The following is a 19,044-nucleotide window of genomic DNA, read 5'->3' on the forward strand; positions in this document are numbered from 1 at the left end:
ACTTCAATCCCAATGGCGTGATCCTAAGCCGGTTCTAACTTCTTTAAAACCGCGATAATGACTTAAACATCTTTTGGAAATTCAGAAGAATGAATCTGACTGCTCATCCCATGCGTGGCGCTTCAGGCGATCGGGAGCGGCTCGATCTGCTCGATGTCGCCCTGTTCGTGCGTGCGGCTCTGCTGGCCAACGTATCGGCGGCTGGGCGCGAATTCGGTTTGTCGGCCGCGGTGGCCAGCTCACGCATCGCGCAGCTGGAAAAACTGCTCGGCGCGCGCCTGCTGCACCGGACCACCCGCCGCATCAGCCTCACGCAGGATGGTGAAGTCTTCATGTCGCGCGCCGAAGCCCTGCTCGACGCGGCCGCCGCCGCGCGCGCCTCGGTTGGCCGCGCGCAGGCCGAGCCGCAAGGCCGCTTGCGGGTTTCGATGCCGTCGTCGTTCGGGCGGCAACACGTTTCGCCCGTGATCAGCGAATTTCTGCGCCGCTTTCCCGGCGTGAGCGTCGATCTGCGATTGACGGATCAGGTAATCGATCTCGTCGATGCGGGGATCGACGTGGCGATCCGCGTCGGCGTGCTGAAGGATTCGTCACTGGTGGCGCGGCGCCTGGCAGTGAATCGCCGGGTGCTGTGCGCGGCGCCCGCTTACCTTGCCGCGCGCGGTACGCCGCACCATCCTTCGGAGCTTGCGGAACACGAGTGCATGATTCTGTCGGACCAGCGCGACTGGGCCTTCGAAACGCCCGCAGGAGCGCTCGAGGTTCGCGTGAGCGGACGGCTTGTCACGGACAACGGCGAAGTGATCCGCGACGCGCTGCTGTCCGGTTTCGGCATCGCGCTCAAATCGACCTGGGACGTGGCGCCGTTTCTGCGCAGCGGCGAACTGGTCAGTGTGCTGGATAGCTATCCGCTCGCCGAGCGCGTGGCCATCTGGGCGGTGTATCCGAGCCGCTCCTTCGTGCCGCCGAAGACGCTCGCCTTTATCGAATTCCTCGCCGCCCATTTCGGCGATCCGCCTTATTGGGACCGGGAACCGGGCTGAGCGGATGGGCTATGCGGGAAGGTAATGGCGCGGCTCAACTGAGCGAACGGCCGTGGATGTGGCGGGTGGCGGGTGGCGGGTGGCACGATGGCATGAGGCACGATGGCATGTGGCACGGCGACGTTTTGCCGTTTTGCCGTTGTCCCGTTGTGCCGTGGTCCCGTTGCGCCGTAGTTCCGTTGCGCCGTAGTCCGGTCAATGCTTGCCGCGCCCGCCCCCGGCTTCTTTGCCATCGGAATTGACGTCGGCGTGCGCGTCGTTCTGCGTCTTTTCCTGATACTCGTCGCCGCCGCGCCGGTCCGTATCTTTCAGCCCGCGTTCGAGGTCGCGATGTGCCTGCTTACCAACAAGGCGCGGGCCGTCCTCGTGCTGGGATTCCGGAACCTGGTCGGTTTCATGCGGCAGCGGCGCGGCAGCCTCCTGCATCGAGCGAGGTTGCTTTTTAGCATGCGGATCGGCCTGCTTGTCGCCGTCCGAGGATTGCGGTGAGGTCTTCATGATGTGCTCCTTTTCGCGGTGAATCAGGTTTGCTGAAGCGCCCTTACTGCGCGCCGTCCAGTCGCTTCTTCATGGCTGCGGTAATGCGCTGGCGTGTTTTCGAGTAGTCCGCCCACGGGTCGCTTTTCAGATCGGCGAGGCGCTCGTGCAGATTCTCGATGGTCCACTGATCGCCGCCTGTGGAAGTGGCGACTTCGTCCCACGTCAGCGGCACCGATACGCCCAGCCCCGGACGCGCACGCGCCGAAAATGCGGCGACCGTACTCGAGCCGCGGTTGTTGCGCAGGTAGTCGACGAAGATCTTCTGCTTGCGATTCTGCGCGCCCATCTTCGCGCTGAAGTACTTGGGCAGCGTCGCCGCCATGTGCTGCGCGACGGCTTGCGAAAAATCCTTCACTTCGTCCCAGCCGGCCTGCTTCGCGAGCGGCACGACCACGTGCAAGCCTTTACCGCCGCTTGTCTTGCAGAAAGACGTGAGGCCGAGTTCTTCGAGCAGCGAACGCGTCAATTGCGCGGCTTCGATCATGCGCTCCCAACCCAGCGAGGCGTCGGGGTCGAGGTCGAACACCATGCGGTCCGGTTTTTCGATATTCGAGGCGACGGCATTCCAGGTGTGAAATTCGACGGTGCCCATCTGCGCGGCGCCGATCAGCGCCTTGAGCGTGTCGACGGTAATCAGCGGTGGATGCCCCGGATCGAGGCCCGGGTGCTGGGTGACATTCGGAATCGACAGCTTCTGGCTGTGCTTCTGGAAGAACAGTTCACCGCCGATGTCCTCGGGCGCGCGCACCAGCGACACCGGACGGTCCTGCAAATGCGGCAGCATCCAGTTGGCCACAGATTCGTAGTACTGCACGAGATCGATCTTGCGCGTGCCGGTGCTTTTGTCGATAACACGCTCGGGATGCGAGATGCGGACGCCGCCGACTTCGGAGGGGATCGAAGGGGTGTTTGGTTTTGCTGCTGCGTTTGTCCTGGTGGCCGTGTCTTTGGCGGCGGCGGCTTTGGTGCTCGGGGCTTTGGTGCTCGTGGCTTTGCTGCTCGTGGCTTTGCTGCTCGTGGCTTTGGTGCCCGTGGCTTCGGTGCCTGTGGCTTTGGTGCTCGCGGCTTTGGTGCTCGCGGCTTTGGTGCTCGCGGCTTTCGTGCTCGCGGCTTTCGTGCTCGCGGCTTTCGTACCCGCGGCTTTCGTACCCTTGCCTTTCGTACTCGTGGCATTCATACCCACTGCCTTAGCACCTACGGCCTTGGTGGCCGTCGTTCTCCCCTCGTTCGCACCACTCGCTTCGGACGCCACCGAAGTGCCCGCGGCAGTCTTGCGCGCCGCGCGCTTCTTCGGCACGCCGTCAGAACCAGATTCGGTTTGCTGTTCCACGTCGGCTCCCCTGCGAGGTGATTCCTTGACGATCTGACGCGCCGGCTTGTCGTTGCGCAGACTCACGAACGAAGCCTGACGCACGATGCCATCGCTCGTCCACTCCGCGAAATTGCATTCGGCGACCAGCACCGGCTCCACCCAATGGACCGGCGTGCGGCTGCGCTCGCGCGGTGCGGCTGCAAACGGCATGCGCTGGGTCTCGTGCGCATCCAGTTCTTTCTTCACCGAGCGCAGCAGCGCCGCGTCGAAACCGGTGCCTACGCGCCCCGCGTACTGCAATTTGCCGTTGCCGTCGTAGATACCGAGCAGCAGCGCACCGAACGCCGCGCGGCTGCCGGACGGTTCCGAATAGCCGCCGATCACGAACTCCTGGCGTCGGCGGCACTTCAGTTTGATCCACGCCGATGAACGCCCCGACATGTAGCCACTATCGCGCCGCTTGCCGATGATGCCTTCCAACGCCATGTCGCACGCGCTCCTGAGCAGGTCGTCGGCGCTGAAGTCGAAATCATTCGAGAAGCGCAGCACGCTGTCGTCGACCTCCTCCAGCAGGGCGCGCAAAATTGCACGACGCTGTTCGAGCGGCACGCCGCGCAAGTCGTAGCCGTTCAGAAACGGTATGTCGAACAGGTAGATGACAATGTCTTGTGGACGGTTCGAATCGAAGGCATTCTGCAGCGCCTGAAAATTCGGCACGCCGTTGGGGTCCAGCACGACGGCTTCGCCATCGAGCCACGCGCTGTCGATGTCGAGTTGTTCGAACGTCTCGACCTGTTTGCCGAACTTCACGGTCCAGTCGTTGCCTGCGCGAGTGAACACCTTGACCGCATTTCCCTTGGTCATCCTGTCGATTCTGACCAGCACACGATAGCCGTCGAACTTGATCTCATACGACCAATCATCGCCGGCGGGCGCCGCGTCGACGAGCGTTGCGAGTTGGGGTTTGAAGCTCGCCGGCAGGCGGGCCGGCACCGCACCCTCGATCGACGGCGAGGCGGCGAGTTCGCGCAGCGATCGCGCGCTGCGCGTCGCTACGATGTCGGGTCGCTTGGGGTCGGCGCGTTCCGGTGAAGCGGACTTCGCGCCATTCTTGCCGCCCCGTTTCGCGGTGGATGCCGCATCCGGTTTCGCGGTGGCGTTCGCGGCCGCAGCGCGTTTGCCTGCAGCCTTGTCTGTTGTGCGCTTCGCTGTCACTGCTCTCGACGTTCTCGCACCTGTGCCCGCGGCGGCGACGCCGTCGAGCACGCTGCCTGGGCGCTTTTTCAATATGTCGTAGTCGCTTTCAGCGCGCGCTTCGTTATCGCGTTCCTTGATCAGAAGCCATTGCTCCTTGTCGCCGCTGCCGCGCATATGGCTGCGCACCAGCGTCCAGCCTCCGCGCAGCTTCTCACCGTGCAGCAGAAATTTGAGTTTGCCGGCCGCGTACGCACGCGTCGCCTCCGCCGGGCCACCAACCGGCTCCCATGTGCCGCGATCCCATACGATCACGCTGCCAGCTCCGTAATTGCCCGGCGGAATTTCTCCTTCAAACGACCCGTACTCGACCGGATGGTCTTCGACATGCACCGCGAGCCGCTTCACCGACGGGTCGAGGCTCGGCCCTTTCGGCACCGCCCACGACAGGAGCGTGCCGTTCAGCTCGAGCCGGAAGTCGTAATGCAAACGACGTGCGTCGTGCTCCTGAATCACGTACGAGAGCGCATCGGCGGATGACTGTCTGGTCGTCTTCCGGCTGCCTTGTTTGCGGGCCACGCGCATGCCCGACGGCTCCGGCGTTTCGTCGAAGCGACGCTTGCGGGTGTAGGTATCGAGTCTGTCGTTCATGACGATGGTGGCGTTGCTCGCAAGCGGCGTGGACGCGAGGCTGACAATCAAGCCGCCGCGCGACGCTTGCGCGTGGCCGGCGTCGAAGCAGTCTTGGCGCTCGCACGGCTGCCTGCGCTGCTGCGCGTTGTTGCCGTACTCGCGGAGCGCGCGGCGCGCGGTTTCTTGCGGGCCGGCGCCGACGTTTCGGCTTCGCTGTCGGCGTCGTCTTCATCGTCGTCCGCAGCGCGCTTGCGACTGGCCGACGCCGGCTGCTTGCTCTTGCCACGTCCCAGGCTGCGTTTGAGCAGATCCGACAGATCGAGGATATCGGCGGACTGACGCGACTCGTGCGTCGTTTCGACCTCGGTGATTTCCTCGGTCTTGCCTGCGCGAATCTTGCGATCGACGAGCGCCATGATGTCGTCGCGGAAGGTGTCGTGATACTGCGACGGATCCCATTTGTCGCTCATATCGTCGATCAGCTTCTTCGCCATGTCGAGTTCGCGCGTTGACACTCCCGCGGCTTTCATGCCCTCGGGCGGCAGCTTGAATTCGTCGAAGTCGCGCACTTCGGCAGCCCAGCGCAACGTGTTCAGCGCGAGTACCGGACCGACCGGTATCAACGCAGCAAGATGCTGCTTGTTATGCAGCACGACGCTCGCCACGCCGATCTTGCCCGACGCCTTCATGGCTTCGCGCAACAGCGCATAGACTTTTTCGCCCTTACGGTCGGGGGTGAGGAAATACGGGGTGTCGAGGTAGAGGAACGAAATGTCCGGAGCATCGACGAACGCGAGGATATCGACCGTTTGCGTCGACTCGGGGTTTGCTGAGCGAATCTCGTCGTCGGACAGCACGACGTACTTGTCTTTCTCGTACTCGAAGCCGCGCACGATGTTATCGCGCGTCACATCCTTGCCGGTGCGCTTGTTGATCTGCTTGTAGCCGATCGGATCGATGGTGCGCTTGTCGAGCAGATTGAAGCCGACCTTCTCCGATTGCGTTGCCGGATACAACTGCACCGGCACGTGAACGAGGCCGAAGCTGATTGCGCCTTTCCAGATCATGTGTGCCATCGTGCGCTCCCTTGGGCCTAGGACCTGAAGCGAAGCAGCAAGCGTGCCACGGCATTCCGGCCAAAGCCAGCAGGCGGCGACGGCTGGGCGCTCTCACACTCAGGCTGTAAGTCTTGCGTCAATCCGGCAAAAGCTACGCCGTTCCGGGCTTTGCGGTTCAAGGCTTTTGCCGGGTCAAACCTTCTGCCAGCTCAACGCGATTCAAGCCAGCTCAAACCGCCTCAAGCTCGATCGGCACCTCGGCAAAGCCTCGAAACCGCACTCGGCCGCCGCGCGTCGGCTCGCCGCTCAGTCGATACGCCGGAAAGCGCTGCACGAACCGGCCAATCGCAATGCGCGCCTCGAGCCGCGCGAGCGACAACCCGGCGCACTGATGAATGCCGAAGCCGAACGCCAGGTGCCGGTTCGGATCACGGCGAATGTCGAAGCGATCCGGATCCTCGAACTGTTCCGGATCGCGATTGGCCGCGCCGATGCACAGCGTAACCGGCGTGCCGCGCGCCACCGCGATGCCGCCGATCTCGGTGTCGACGGTCGCCATGCGGTTGCCCAGCTGATTCGAACTCTCGAAGCGCAGACATTCCTCCACCGCCGTTCCGATCAGCGACGGCTCGCGCAGCAACGCCGCACGCTCTTGCGGCCATTGCGTCAGCGTGACGAGTCCGTTGCCGATCAGATTCGTGGTCGTCTCATGTCCCGCGTTCAGAATGAAAATGCAGTTTTGCAGCAACTCCGCTTCGGACAACTGCTCGCCGCCCTCTTCGCCCTGGATCAGGCGCGTCAGTACGTCATGTTGCGGATCGCCCGGCTCGCGGCGGCGTCGCGCGACCAGATCGCGCAGATAGTCGACGAATTCGCTCACCGCGCGATTGCCCCGCTCGAGTTGCGCCTCGGTGAGCGACGGCTCGAGCGCGCCGAGTATCGCGAGCGACCAGTCACGCAACGGCTCGCGCTCCGCGTGCGGCACGTCCAGCAGATTGCCGATGATCTCGACCGGAATCGCCGACGCGAACTCGGCGATCAGATCGATCCGGCCGCGTTCGGCGGCGGCATCGAGCAAGCCGTCGACGAGGCGCACCAGACCCGGCTCCATGGCCGCGATGGCGCGCGCCGTCAGCGCACCGGCGATCAGCTTGCGCACACGCGTATGGCGTGGCGGATCGTTGAAGACAAGGCTCGTGGTGTGATGCGCGAAGAGCGGCGAATCGCCGTATTTCGGCTTGAATTCGACGGTCTTGTCGGAGCTGAAAGTTTTAGGATCCCGGTAAACCGCCTGCACGTCGCGAAACCGCGTTAGAAACAGCGAGCCGTCCGGCATGCGCTTGACGGGTTCGTGGGTGCGCAATGCGTGATAAACCGGATAGGGATCGGCATAGAAAGCGGGATTCAGGTGGCGCAGATCGAAGTCGCGCGCAAGAGTGGATGCGTCGCCGGCGGTCGCCTGGGGCATGCGTTGTCTCCGTGGTAGTGCGCCTCGTCAAGGGTGCCGGTGCATTCGCGGGCCGGCCATTGCGCCTCGCGAAGGCGCGAATGGGACGGCCGGTGCGTGTAATGGCTGCGAGGCGTCGTTCGATGCGCCAGTATGAACCGCGCGCCGGAGGATTGCACGGCGCAATGCACGGTGGCGCCTCCGGCAGTTCCAGCGGAGCGCGAGAGGCGATGCCGACCGGCGAACCGTTACAATAACGGGATTTTCCGCGCGCGCCGCGCGCCCGTCCTTTCCTGCGTCATTGCGTCGTCGTCCATGAACCTCGTCATTCAAAGCCCAGCGCCCCTTTCCGCCGACCATCAAAAAACGCTCGTCGCGCTCGCGCGCGGTTCGCACGCCAGCGTCATCGACGCAAACGCGATTCGTATTGCCGACGCAAGCGTCGCTCAACGTGGCGACCTCGACGTCTATTGCGGCACCCATCAACTGGACTACGCGTTTGTCGAAGCCGGCCGCCAACTGCGCGACTTCGGGCTGGTGGCGATGGACATGGATTCGACGCTGATTACCATTGAATGCATTGACGAAATCGCGGACTTCTGCGGATTGAAAAGCGAAGTGTCCGCGATCACCGAGGCCGCAATGCGCGGCGAAATCAAGGACTTCAACGAAAGCCTGACGCGCCGCGTGGCGCTGCTCAAAGGCCTCGACGCAAGCGCGCTCGAACGGGTGTACGAAGAGCGGCTGAAACTTTCACCGGGCGCAGAGCAGATGCTGGCGGGCGCGAAGGCGGCTGGTTTGAAAACGCTGCTGGTGTCGGGCGGATTCACGTTCTTCACCGAAAAACTGAGGGCGCGTCTCGGTCTCGATTTCACGCGCGCGAACACGCTTGAAATCGTGGACGGCAAACTGACCGGCAAGGTGATCGGCGAGATCGTCAACGCCGATGTCAAAGCCCGCACGCTGCGCGAAACATGCGCGCAATTGGGCGTTGAACCAGGCCGCTCGATTGCCATGGGCGATGGCTCGAACGATCTGAAGATGATGGCTGAAGCCGGTCTCTCCGTTGCGTTCCGTGCGAAGCCAGTGGTGCGCGAAGCGGCAAGCGTGGCGTTCAACCATGTGGGGTTGGACGGGTTACTGCGGCTGTTCTGATACCTGTTCTGATACCTGTTCTGATACCTGTTCGAAGGCTGTTTGATGCGCTGGCCGATGCAATGGTGGCCAGCGCCAGCCATGGCTCTATTTTTTCACAATGCCCGTTGAAAGCGTCAACATAAGGCTAATCGCATCGAGGCTTGCGATGATCGTGATCCACATCAAAAAGCGCGGGTAAATTTTCTCGGACACCAGCCACAACGAGAATTTCTTCATGATTGCCTCCTTGAGAGGATCAGTATAAATGCTGCACTATCTAAAAAATCTAGATCAGCTGCACATGTAGGGATGCTAATAAAGCTACGGCAATCACCGTGAACAAAACGGAGAGGACGATCTCAGTGGGCGAAAAGCTTCCATCAGCAAATAAGCTGTTTCGCCGCGGCATCGCACACCAGAACAGTTGGCCGTCTTTCACCGAGCCGGCAATCAGCGCCTTTGCCACGCGCCAACCGTGCGCGGGCGCGACAAGGGTTAGCGTAAAGATCGGGCCGATGATCGGCACGCCGAGATTCAGCAACATCCAGAAGAAAAGATTCATCGAAGCTCACCATGGTGCGGCAACCTTGAGTTGGAATGCACGCCATCGTAGCGTCGGGATATCATGCTGAACATTCAGCCGAATGGTTAGGCTTACTGGCTATCGTGACAACAAAAAGTGACAACAAAAAAGCCCGCCGGAAACATGTCCCGACGGGCCCACTGATCCTACGAAAAAACGTCGCCTGGAACGTTCAACCCAGCGCGGCCAGCGACTGCTCGATATCCGCGCGCAGATCCGCTTCGGTTTCGAGACCGATATAAAACCGCACCAAGGTGCCGCGATGCGGCCATTGCCCCGCGGTGCGCATCGACGCGACGTCATACGGCATTGCAAGGCTGTGCGCGCCGCCCCAGCTCCAGCCGAGCGAGAACAGTTCGAGCGATTCGCAGAACGTGTCGATTTGAGCCGGGCTGTAGCGGCCGTCGAACACAACTGAAAAGAGCCCGCCCGCGCCCGTGAAGTCGCGCTTGAAAAACTCGTGCCCCGGACAGTCCGGCAGCGCCGGGTGCAACACGGCGGCAATTTCCGGCCGCGTCTTCAACCATTCGGCCAATCCGAGCGCCGCGCGGTCATGCTGCTCGAAGCGCAACTGCATGGTCGGCAGGCTGCGCAGAATCAGCGAACAGTCGTCCGACGAGACCCCGATGCCCATGCGCATACGCGCCGCCTTCAGCTTCAGGTGCAGTTCGCGATCGACGGTAATGGTGGCGCCCATCAGCACATCGCCGCCGCCCGACTGATATTTGGTCAACGCCTGCACCGAAATATCGACGCCATGATCGAACGGCCGGAACCCGAGCCCCGCGGACCACGTATTGTCAATGGCGGTGACGACGTTGCGTGCGCGTGCCACGGCGGTGATAGCGGGCACGTCGGCGACTTCCATCGTCACCGAGCCTGGCGCTTCGAGCCAGATGAGGCGCGTAGTCGGCCGGATCAGATCGGCAATGCCCGCACCGATCATCGGATCGTAATAGCGCACGGTGACGCCAAAATCGCGCGCCAGCCAGTCGCCGTGATCGCGGTTCGGCGAATAGACGTTATCGGGAATCAGCACGTCGTCGCCTGACTTGACGAGGCCGAAATACACATTCGAAATCGACGACAAGCCCGACGGCTGCAACAACGCGTGATTGCCGCCCTCGATGGTCGCGAGGCGCTGCGCCAGCGCAAGCGAAGTCGGCGTGGCATGCAGGCCGTAGCGCCATTGCGCGTCGTTTTTCCAGTCGAGCGCACGCATGGTCGCGAGATCGGGGAACACGACCGTCGAAGCCCGCGTGACCGGCATCGAGAATGATTCGAAGCCCGGCGTGAGCTGGTCTTCGGCACGCACGATACGGGTTTGCAGATCGCGTTGGAGTTTGGATTGGGTCATGGTGTGTTTCGGAGAGAATCTGACGGAAACGGAGGGCACGCGAATTCGGGGCGCGCCGCACACGCAAGATTAGCCGAGCCGGTTGGATTTCGCTTATCGGACAGCGCGAGTCGGCGGGCCGAGGAAGCCCGCATGGCCGGGTTCAGTCGCCGGTTTGCAAGTTGCTGACGCCGCCGACGGCGTGGCCGCCAGCGGCAGTTGCCGGAGCCGGAGCCGTGGATCCGCCTGCGGCAGGCTGGGTCGCAGCCTTGTTCGCCGCGCTCGCCGGCGCGCCGGGCCGCGGCACCGCCTGCCCTGCCGCCAACGGCTTGAGATCGAATGGCTGCGGGTCGGAATCGTCGACGTTCATGCGGTCGCCCGCCACCGAGCCGTCTGCCGCGAACTTGCCGACCCAGTTGCCGGTAATATGGGTGCCGTCGTTCGATTCCTCGACTTCGAGCGTGTCGCCGTCGCGGTCGCCGGCGATCAGGATCACTTCGCCGGAGTCCGTGTACTGATACTCGCCGTGCACGCCGGCAGGATCGTCGGATTTCGGGCCGAGCTTCAGCACGATCTGGCGCGAGCCCAGCATGCCGGCGTAGCGCGGGAACTTCGCGAATTCAGCACTGGGCTTGAGCGGTAACTGGATCGGCGCGGGTGCCGCCAACTCTTTCACCGCGTCGCTTTCCGCCCATGCCTGGGCGGGCATCACCACCGTCGCGCCCGCACACAGCAACGCGGCAACGGACGCTATTGCCCAACCGCGCCGACGCATCGCACCCTTCATCGCTTTCAGTTCCCGCATCCGTTCGTTCCTTATTGCTCGATACTGCCGCTATGCGCAGCGCTTCAGATCCGTTCGAAGATCGCCGCAATACCCTGCCCGCCGCCAATGCACATCGTGACCAGCGCATAGCGGCCGCCGATCCGCTGCAATTCATACAGCGCCTTGACGGTGATGAGCGCACCAGTCGCGCCGATCGGGTGGCCGAGCGAAATGCCCGAGCCGTTCGGATTGACCTTGGCGGGATCGAAGCCCAGCTCCTTGCTGACCGCGCAGGCCTGCGCGGCGAACGCTTCGTTCGCCTCGATCACGTCGAGGTCGGCGACCGTCAGGCCGGCCCGCTCGAGCGCGCGGCGCGTGGCCGGCACCGGCCCGATGCCCATGTACGCCGGATCGACACCTGCATGCGCATACGACACGAGGCGCGCCAGCGGCTTGATGCCCCGCTGTTCAGCGACGCTGCGCTCCATCAGCACCACGGCCGCGGCGGCGTCGTTGATGCCCGACGCGTTGCCGGCTGTCACCGTGCCGTTCTCTTTCACGAACACGGGTTTCAGCTTGGAGAAATCTTCAGCCGATGCGTTCATGCGCGCGTGCTCGTCCGTGTCGAACACGACATCGCCTTTTTTCGACGGGATCGTGATCGGCAGGATCTGTTCCTGGAAGTAGCCTTTCGTGATCGCGTTGGCCGCGCGGCGGTGCGATTCGAGCGCGAGTGCGTCCTGCGTTTCACGCGAGATGTCGTACTTGCGCGCGACGTTCTCGGCGGTCACGCCCATGTGGATCGCCTGGAACGGATCGTTCAGCGCACCGACCATCATGTCGACGAGGCGCGCGTCGCCCATGCGCTGACCGAAGCGCGCGGCAGGCATGGAATAAGGCGCGCGGCTCATGTTTTCCGCGCCGCCGCCGATCGCGATGTCGGCGTCGCCGAGGAGCACGCTTTGCGCGGCGGAGACAATGGCCTGCAGGCCGGAGCCGCACAGGCGGTTCACGGTCAGGGCCGGCGCGTGTTGCGCGACACCGCCGTTGATCGCCGCCACGCGTGCCAGATACATGTCTTTCGCTTCGGTATGCACGACGTTGCCGAACACCACATGGCCGACTTCGTCGCCCGACACGCTGGCGCGGGCCAGCGCATCACGCACAACGCGTGCGCCGAGATCGGTTGGCGAAAAATCCTTCAGACTGCCGCCGAAAGCGCCAATTGCCGTGCGCACACCGCTAACCACCACTACGTCTCGTTGCATCGCTCGCTCCTTCTTTAGTCTCTCAGGATGATTTTGCCTCGGCGGGCCCGCGTCGCAATGCCCGTGTTCAGCCCGCCAGAAGTTGTTCGACTGTTGGGCGCGAAGGAATCGGCGCCACCGCGCCGTAACCTTGCGTGGACAGCGCCGCCGCGACGTTCGCATAACGTGCCGCCGCAAACGGATCGTCACCCGCGACGATCCGCGCGATGAACGCGCCGCCGAAGCAGTCGCCCGCGCCGGTTGCATCGACCGCGTTGACGACGTGGCCCGGCACCACACGCCGTTCGTTCGGCGTGGCGATATATGAGCCTTCCTTGCCGAGCTTGAGCGCGACCACGCGCGGACCGTGCGACAGCAGGAAATCGACGATCTCGTCACGGCCGGTCAGACCCGTGAGTTCCGTAACATCGTCCCAGCTCGGCAGACAGATGTCGGTCTGGCGAATGGCTTCGAGCATCACCGCGCGCGCCCGCGCGAGCGGCCACAGCTTCAGGCGAAGATTGGTGTCGAAGCTCACGCGCACGCCATTGGCGCGCGCATGCGCGATCGCTTCGAGCGCCGCATCGCAAGCGCTCAGGCTGATCGCGAGGCTGATGCCGGACAGATGAATCACCTTGGCCGCGGCAATCGCCTCTAGCGGCAGATCGTGTGGCGCATAACGGCTCGCGGCCGAACCGGCGCGCAGATAGTCGAACGCGTGGCCATTCGGACCGTGGGACACGAAATACACGCCGGTAGGCGCGTGCGGATCGACCCGCACCAGCGAGGTATCAACCTGTTCACGTTCCCACAGATCGACCAGCAAACGCCCGAAATGATCCGCACCGACCGCGGAGACGAAACCCGTCCGCGCGCCTTGCCGGGCGGCTGCGATACAAAAATTCGACGTATCGCCGCCGAAGCCTTGCAGGTAGTTCGGCTCGTCTTTGGCCGACTGGTTGAATTCGATCATCGCCTCGCCGAGCGCGAGGATGTCGGGGCGCTGAACTTCCGGCGTTGCAGGCATGCTTGCCGCCATTGCTTAAACCTCGCCCCACAGGTCGTGACCGTCGGCGCCGGTGATCTTCACCGACACGAAGTCGCCGACCTTGTAGCGCTTGGACGCCTTGGCGGCCGGCGCGATATACACGACGCCGTCGATCTCCGGCGCGTCCGCCGCGGTGCGGCCGATGCCGCCGTCCGCGTTGATCTCGTCGACCAACACCTTCAGCGTCTTGCCGACCTTCTTCGCGATACGTTTGGCCGACACTTCTTCGGCGACTTCCATGAAACGCGCGCGGCGCTCTTCGCGCACTTCGTCGGGCAATGCACCGTCGAGTTCGTTGGCCGTTGCGCCTTCGACCGGCGAGTACGCAAAGCAGCCGACGCGGTCGAGTTCCGCTTCGCGGATGAAATCGAGCAGCGTCTGGAACTGCTCTTCGGTCTCACCGGGGAAGCCGGCGATGAACGTGCTACGGATGGTCAGATCCGGGCACATCTCGCGCCACTTCTTCACGCGCTCCATCACCTTCTCGGCGTTGGCCGGGCGCTTCATGCGCTTCAGGACTTCCGGATGCGCGTGCTGGAACGGCACGTCGAGGTATGGCAGCACGTGGCCCTTGAACGGGCCTTCGGCCATCATGGGGATCACTTCGTCCACGCTCGGATACGGATACACGTAATGCAGACGCACCCATGCGCCGTATTGCGCGGCGAGTTCGCCGAGCGCGCCGACCAGGTCGGTCATGCGCGTCTTGATCGGCTTGCCGTTCCAGAAACCGGTGCGGTATTTGACGTCGACGCCATACGCGCTCGTGTCCTGCGAAATCACCAGCAGTTCCTTCACGCCCGACTTGAACAGATTTTCCGCTTCGAGCATCACGTCGGCGACGGGACGCGACACCAGGTCGCCGCGCATGGACGGGATGATGCAGAACGTGCAGCGGTGATTGCAGCCTTCGGAAATCTTCAGGTACGCGTAGTGGCGCGGCGTGAGCTTCACGCCGGCGGCCGGCACCAGATCGACGAACGGATCGTGCGGCTTCGGCAGATGGGTGTGCACGTGCTGCATGACTTCGCCGAGCGCGTGCGGACCGGTCACGGCCAGCACCTTGGGATGCACTTCTTCGATCAGCCCCGAGCCGCTCGCGCTCTTCTTGGCGCCGAGGCAGCCGGTCACGATCACCTTGCCATTTTCGTTGAGCGCTTCGCCGATCGCGTCGAGGCTTTCCTGCACCGCTTCGTCGATGAAGCCGCAGGTGTTGACGACCACGAGGTCCGCGCCGTCGTACGTGCCGGAAATCTCGTAACCTTCGGCGCGCAGTTGGGTGATGATCTGCTCGGAATCGACCAGGGCTTTCGGGCAGCCGAGCGAGACAAAGCCAACCTTCGGCGTGGCATTCGGGGCAATCGGGGGGGTGGCAGACATGGGGAACCGCTTGAAGACGTTAAACCCTGAATTGTAGCGGTTCGCCACGGCTGCCGCTCGTAAGTCTTTGAATTTCCGCCTTCAACCGGCCGCGGCGTGCGCCGGATCGAGCCGGCCGGCAGACTCGGACTGATGTGGCGCGATTAATTTATCGAATCCCAAAGCGCGCTCGATCATCGCCAGAATTTCGTGCGAATCCTGCACCCGGCGGATCGCCGCGTGCAGTTCGGCCGCCTGCGGCCAGGTGCGCTGCAGGTAGCTGAGCCACTTCTTGACGCGTCCATGCTCGTGACGGGAGGCGACGCGGGCCTGTAATTTCCGCAGATAGCCGGCCATGTGACGAAGCACCTGATGCCATTCCCCTTCGGATGGGGACCGATCCATCAGGCCGCGTATCCTGAGCGCCAGGAACGGGTCCGATACGGCGCCCCGCCCGAGCATCACGTCCGCACAACCGCTGACAGCGCGGCAGCGCTCCCAGTCAGCCACCGTCCAGACTTCTCCGTTCGCGATAACCGGCACGTCCACGGCCGAATCGATACGCGCGATCCACTCCCAGTGAGCCGGCGGCCGGTAGCCGTGATCGCGCGTCCTCGCATGCACGACGAGCGAGGCGGCGCCGCCTTCGGCGAGCGCGACCGCGCAATCGATCGCCAGCGACGTGTCGGAGACGCCAAGGCGCATTTTGGCCGTCACGGCGATGCCGGCAGGCACAGCGGCCCGAACCGACGACACGATCCGGTTCAGTTGTTCAGGGTCGGCCAGCAGCATGGCACCGCCGCCGTGCTGATTGACCACCTTGGCGGGACAGCCGAAGTTCAGGTCGATGCCGTGCGGTGACAAGGTGGCCGCATGCGCGGCATTCAGCGCCATCCATTCGGGATCGCTGCCGAGCAACTGGATCACCATCGGCGTACCGGCGCGGGTGTAGGCGCCGTCGAGCACTTCGGGGGCTTCCCTTTCGTAGACCCGGCCGGGAAGCAAAGAGCCCGTCACCCGGACGAACTCGGACACGCATCCGTCGAATCCGCCCATGCCGGTCAGCACGTCGCGCAATACGTAGTCAGCGAGCCCCTCCATGGGGGCGAGGAAGAGGCGGCTCATGGGGAAACGGGCGCCGGGAGGCGGTGGGTTTCCAGAGGGCGACTGGGGCAGTGATGAAACATGAGATCGACCGTGGGAATGGGGGGAGTCGGCGGCCAGAGCGCCCTCTCCGAAGAAAATGCCCCACACACGCAGCCGCCGATTGTACCGCGCCGGCGCCTTACGGTCGCAGCCGTGCCCTCCGCATCGGCGCGCAGGCTGCGCCGTTACTCACCTGTTAAGGGCGGTGGCCCCGGGTGGCCCCGTATGGCGCCCCGACGCGTGGAAACACCACTAGCTTGAGCCCCCGCCCTTACTTCTTCTCCGGCTCCGGATTACCCTGCGGAGTAGCCGGTACATTGCCGGCACCGGCCACGTTGACCGGACCACCTGGCGTAAACGGGAAAGTAGCGAACATCGACTTCGCCTGATTCTGCATCTGCTCCTGCATCTGCACGAACATGTTCTTCGACTGTTCGATGTAGCTGGTCATCATGCCCTGCATCATCGGCGCCTGCATGTTCATGAACTGCGACCAGACCTCGGGATTCATGGCCTTGCCTTCGTACAGATTCTTCGACTGGTCGGCGAGCTTCGCCTGAATGTCGATGAATGCCTGGATGTTCTTTTCCAGATACGTGCCCATCATGCCCTGCATCGCATGACCGTAGAAACGGATGATCTGCGAGAGCATCGACGACGAGAACATCGGCAAGCCGCCGCTTTCCTCTTCGAGAATGATCTGCAACAGGATGGCGCGCGTCAGATCCTCGTTGCTCTTCGCATCGATGACCTTGAAATCCTCTTGATCCAACACGAGCTGTTTGACGTCCGTCAGCGTGATGTACGTGCTTGTCTCGGTATCGTAGAGCCGACGATTCGGATATTTCTTGATCAGTCGTTCGGCTGTTTTCTTTGTAGTAGTGGTCATGTAACGCCTTTGAGCGCAAGTCGAGCGCGGAAACGGCGTCATACCGGCTGCGCAATCTGGTCATCGCGCAATCGAGACGCCGCCGAACCATCTGAGCCGAAGCACGCCGCCTCGTGAGCGGCGCGCCCGTGACTCAGCCCATATGCAATCCGCCGTTCAGCGAAAAATCAGCACCCGTGGAGAAACCCGATTCTTCCGATGCCAGCCATGCCACGATCGAGCCGATTTCCTGCGGCTGACCCAGACGGCGCACCGGAATCGTCGCGATGATCTTTTCCAGCACGTCGGGGCGGATCGACTTGACCATATCGGTGCCGATGTAGCCCGGCGACACGGTGTTGACCGTCACGCCCTTGGTGGCCACTTCCTGCGCCAGCGACATCGTGAAACCGTGAATGCCGGCCTTCGCGGTCGAGTAGTTGGTCTGGCCGAACTGGCCCTTCTGGCCGTTCACCGACGAAATGTTGATGATGCGGCCAAAGCCACGCTCGACCATGCCGTCGATCACCTGCTTGGTGACGTTGAAGAGGCTGGTCAGGTTGGTGTCGATCACCGCCGTCCAGTCTTCGTGGGTCATCTTGCGGAACACGACGTCGCGCGTAATGCCCGCGTTGTTCACCAGCACGTCGATCTCGCCGACTTCGGCCTTGACCTTGTCGAACGCGTTCTTGGTCGACTCCCAATCGCCGACGTTGCCTTCGGACGCGATGAAATCGAAGCCCAGCGCCTTCTGCTCTTCGAGCCACTTCACCCGGCGCGGCGAATTCGGGCCGCAGCCCGCGACGACCTTGAAGCCCTCTTTGTGCAGCCGCTGGCAAATGCTCGTGCCGATGCCACCCATCCCGCCCGTTACGTACGCAATTCGCTGTGTCATAAACTACACTCCGTTATCGTTTTCGAGGCACCGACCGGCCGCCTCTTCCCTCGTCTGTGCTTCATCTCCGCAGCCGCCGGGCGACCGGCCGACGAGGCCACCGCTGACCGCGCGCGTGACGCGCGCGGCAACGCTCCGTTTGCCACGTGACCGACGCCTGTGGTGTCGGTCACGCGGCGATACTCAAGCGCGCTCAAGCGCCAGCGCCACACCCATGCCGCCGCCGATACACAGCGACGCCAAACCCTTCTTCGCATCGCGCTTCTGCATTTCGTGCAGCAGCGTGACGAGAATCCGGCAGCCGGACGCGCCGATCGGATGGCCGATCGCAATCGCGCCGCCGTTCACGTTGATCTTCGACGTGTCCCAGCCCATCTGCTGATTCACTGCACATGCCTGCGCGGCGAACGCTTCGTTGATTTCCATCAGGTCCAGATCGGCCGGCGTCCAGCCCGCGCGTTCGAGACAACGGCGCGAAGCCGGCACCGGGCCCATGCCCATCACTTTCGGATCCAGACCCGAGGTGGCGTACGCCTTGATGCGCGCGAGCGGCTTGAGGCCGAGCGCCTCCGCCTTCTTCGCCGACATCACCAGCACCGCCGCCGCGCCGTCGTTCAGACCCGACGCATTGGCCGCCGTGACCGAACCTTCCTTCGAGAAAGCCGGCTTCAGGCTCGAGAGCGATTCAGCCGTCACGCCATGGCGCACGAACTCGTCGGTGGCGAAACGCAGCGGCTCGCCCTTGCGTTGCGGAATCTCGACCGGCACGATTTCGTCGTCGAAACGGCCCGCTTTCTGCGCGGCTTCCGCCTTGTTCTGCGACAGCGCCGCGAACGCGTCCTGCTGCTCGCGCGTGATGCCGTATTCCTTGGCGACGTTTTCCGCCGTCACGCCCATGTGGTACTGGTTGTAGACGTCCCACAGGCCGTCGACGATCATCGAGTCGACCAGCTTCGCGTCACCCATGCGGAAACCGTCGCGCGAGCCCGGCAGCACGTGCGGCGCCGCGCTCATGTTTTCCTGACCGCCGGCCACCACGATATCGGCGTCGCCCGCGATGATCGCGTTGGCCGCGAGCATCACGGCCTTCAGGCCCGAGCCGCACACCACGTTGATCGTCATGGCGGGCACGGCGTTCGGCAAGCCCGCCTTGATCAGCGACTGACGCGCCGGATTCTGGCCCGAGCCTGCCGTCAGCACCTGACCCAGGATCACTTCGCTCACCTGCTCGGGCTTCAGCCCTGCTCGCTCGAGTACCGCGCGAATCACCGTGGCGCCGAGATCGGGCGCGGCGATCTTCGCCAGCGACCCACCAAATTTGCCAACTGCCGTACGGGCGGCCGATACGATCACAACATCAGTCATTTCCATATCCTCCGGGCGAGTCGGCCAAATGCGCCGCAGCCCGTCAAGTTAAAAATCTCGTTGCTTC

General features: G+C 63.3%; 17 protein-coding genes. 2 read left to right on the plus strand and 15 right to left on the minus strand.

The genetic code is table 11. The annotated features are described in order from the left end of the window. Positions 1 to 89 precede the first annotated feature (89 nt). Entirely contained in the window at positions 90 to 1,043 is a 954-nt protein-coding gene (locus BLW71_RS07065; protein WP_091794447.1) for a LysR family transcriptional regulator, read from the plus strand. A gap of 195 nt (positions 1,044 to 1,238) precedes the next feature. On the opposite strand, the gene BLW71_RS07070 is transcribed toward BLW71_RS07065, so the two are convergent. The 4 genes from BLW71_RS07070 to BLW71_RS07085 form a co-directional block, all read right to left on the minus strand. Further along, the gene (locus BLW71_RS07070; RefSeq protein WP_091794449.1) at positions 1,239 to 1,541 is read right to left on the minus strand and encodes a hypothetical protein; all 303 of its coding nucleotides are present in this window, start codon (positions 1,539 to 1,541) and stop codon (positions 1,239 to 1,241) included. 43 nt (positions 1,542 to 1,584) lie between these two features. Beyond that, complete coding sequence (gene ligD, locus BLW71_RS07075; RefSeq protein WP_091800546.1) at positions 1,585 to 4,740, minus strand: DNA ligase D; 3,156 nt, start codon at positions 4,738 to 4,740, stop codon at positions 1,585 to 1,587. Between the two features lie 47 nt (positions 4,741 to 4,787). After that, positions 4,788 to 5,798, minus strand: a complete 1,011-nt coding sequence (gene ku / locus BLW71_RS07080; RefSeq protein WP_091794451.1) for a non-homologous end joining protein Ku — start codon at positions 5,796 to 5,798, stop codon at positions 4,788 to 4,790. A gap of 211 nt (positions 5,799 to 6,009) precedes the next feature. Beyond that, positions 6,010 to 7,248 carry a cytochrome P450 gene (locus tag BLW71_RS07085; RefSeq protein WP_091794453.1) on the minus strand — a complete coding sequence of 413 codons (1,239 nt, stop codon included), beginning with the start codon at positions 7,246 to 7,248 and terminating at the stop codon, positions 6,010 to 6,012. Positions 7,249 to 7,542: 294 nt separating this feature from the next. Between BLW71_RS07085 and serB the strand changes: the two genes are divergently transcribed. Continuing rightward, entirely contained in the window at positions 7,543 to 8,382 is an 840-nt protein-coding gene (gene serB, locus BLW71_RS07090) for a phosphoserine phosphatase SerB (RefSeq protein ID WP_091794455.1), read from the plus strand. Positions 8,383 to 8,469: 87 nt separating this feature from the next. Here serB and BLW71_RS42165 read toward each other — a convergent pair whose 3' ends face one another. The 11 genes from BLW71_RS42165 to BLW71_RS07140 form a co-directional block, all read right to left on the minus strand. Then, positions 8,470 to 8,601 (minus strand): hypothetical protein, encoded by a 132-nt coding sequence (locus BLW71_RS42165; RefSeq protein WP_286161944.1) that lies wholly within the window; start codon positions 8,599 to 8,601, stop codon positions 8,470 to 8,472. Between the two features lie 49 nt (positions 8,602 to 8,650). Further along, on the minus strand, positions 8,651 to 8,926 hold the full coding sequence (locus BLW71_RS07095) for a hypothetical protein (protein ID WP_091794457.1): 276 nt from the start codon (positions 8,924 to 8,926) through the stop codon (positions 8,651 to 8,653). Between the two features lie 193 nt (positions 8,927 to 9,119). Beyond that, on the minus strand, positions 9,120 to 10,304 hold the full coding sequence (locus tag BLW71_RS07100) for a cystathionine beta-lyase (RefSeq protein ID WP_091794460.1): 1,185 nt from the start codon (positions 10,302 to 10,304) through the stop codon (positions 9,120 to 9,122). Between the two features lie 142 nt (positions 10,305 to 10,446). Further along, complete coding sequence (locus BLW71_RS07105) at positions 10,447 to 11,088, minus strand: hypothetical protein (protein ID WP_091794462.1); 642 nt, start codon at positions 11,086 to 11,088, stop codon at positions 10,447 to 10,449. 44 nt (positions 11,089 to 11,132) lie between these two features. Next, positions 11,133 to 12,317, minus strand: coding sequence for a beta-ketothiolase BktB (bktB, locus tag BLW71_RS07110; protein WP_091794464.1), 1,185 nt, complete (start codon positions 12,315 to 12,317; stop codon positions 11,133 to 11,135). Positions 12,318 to 12,384: 67 nt separating this feature from the next. Beyond that, positions 12,385 to 13,335: a sugar kinase gene (locus BLW71_RS07115; RefSeq protein WP_091794466.1), complete on the minus strand. Its 951-nt coding sequence runs from the start codon at positions 13,333 to 13,335 to the stop codon at positions 12,385 to 12,387. Positions 13,336 to 13,338: 3 nt separating this feature from the next. Continuing rightward, the gene (rimO, locus tag BLW71_RS07120) at positions 13,339 to 14,724 is read right to left on the minus strand and encodes a 30S ribosomal protein S12 methylthiotransferase RimO (RefSeq protein ID WP_091794468.1); all 1,386 of its coding nucleotides are present in this window, start codon (positions 14,722 to 14,724) and stop codon (positions 13,339 to 13,341) included. Between the two features lie 81 nt (positions 14,725 to 14,805). Continuing rightward, positions 14,806 to 15,828 carry a tRNA dihydrouridine synthase gene (locus BLW71_RS07125; protein WP_091794470.1) on the minus strand — a complete coding sequence of 341 codons (1,023 nt, stop codon included), beginning with the start codon at positions 15,826 to 15,828 and terminating at the stop codon, positions 14,806 to 14,808. Between the two features lie 292 nt (positions 15,829 to 16,120). Continuing rightward, a complete protein-coding gene (phaR, locus tag BLW71_RS07130) occupies positions 16,121 to 16,738 on the minus strand; it encodes a polyhydroxyalkanoate synthesis repressor PhaR (RefSeq protein ID WP_091794472.1) in 618 nt (205 codons plus the stop codon). A gap of 133 nt (positions 16,739 to 16,871) precedes the next feature. Then, positions 16,872 to 17,612 (minus strand): 3-ketoacyl-ACP reductase, encoded by a 741-nt coding sequence (locus BLW71_RS07135; RefSeq protein ID WP_091794475.1) that lies wholly within the window; start codon positions 17,610 to 17,612, stop codon positions 16,872 to 16,874. Between the two features lie 183 nt (positions 17,613 to 17,795). Continuing rightward, positions 17,796 to 18,977 carry an acetyl-CoA C-acetyltransferase gene (locus tag BLW71_RS07140; RefSeq protein WP_091800549.1) on the minus strand — a complete coding sequence of 394 codons (1,182 nt, stop codon included), beginning with the start codon at positions 18,975 to 18,977 and terminating at the stop codon, positions 17,796 to 17,798. Between the last annotated feature and the right edge of the window lie 67 nt (positions 18,978 to 19,044).

The organism is Burkholderia sp. WP9, from assembly GCF_900104795.1.
Taxonomy (GTDB): Bacteria; Pseudomonadota; Gammaproteobacteria; order Burkholderiales; family Burkholderiaceae; genus Paraburkholderia.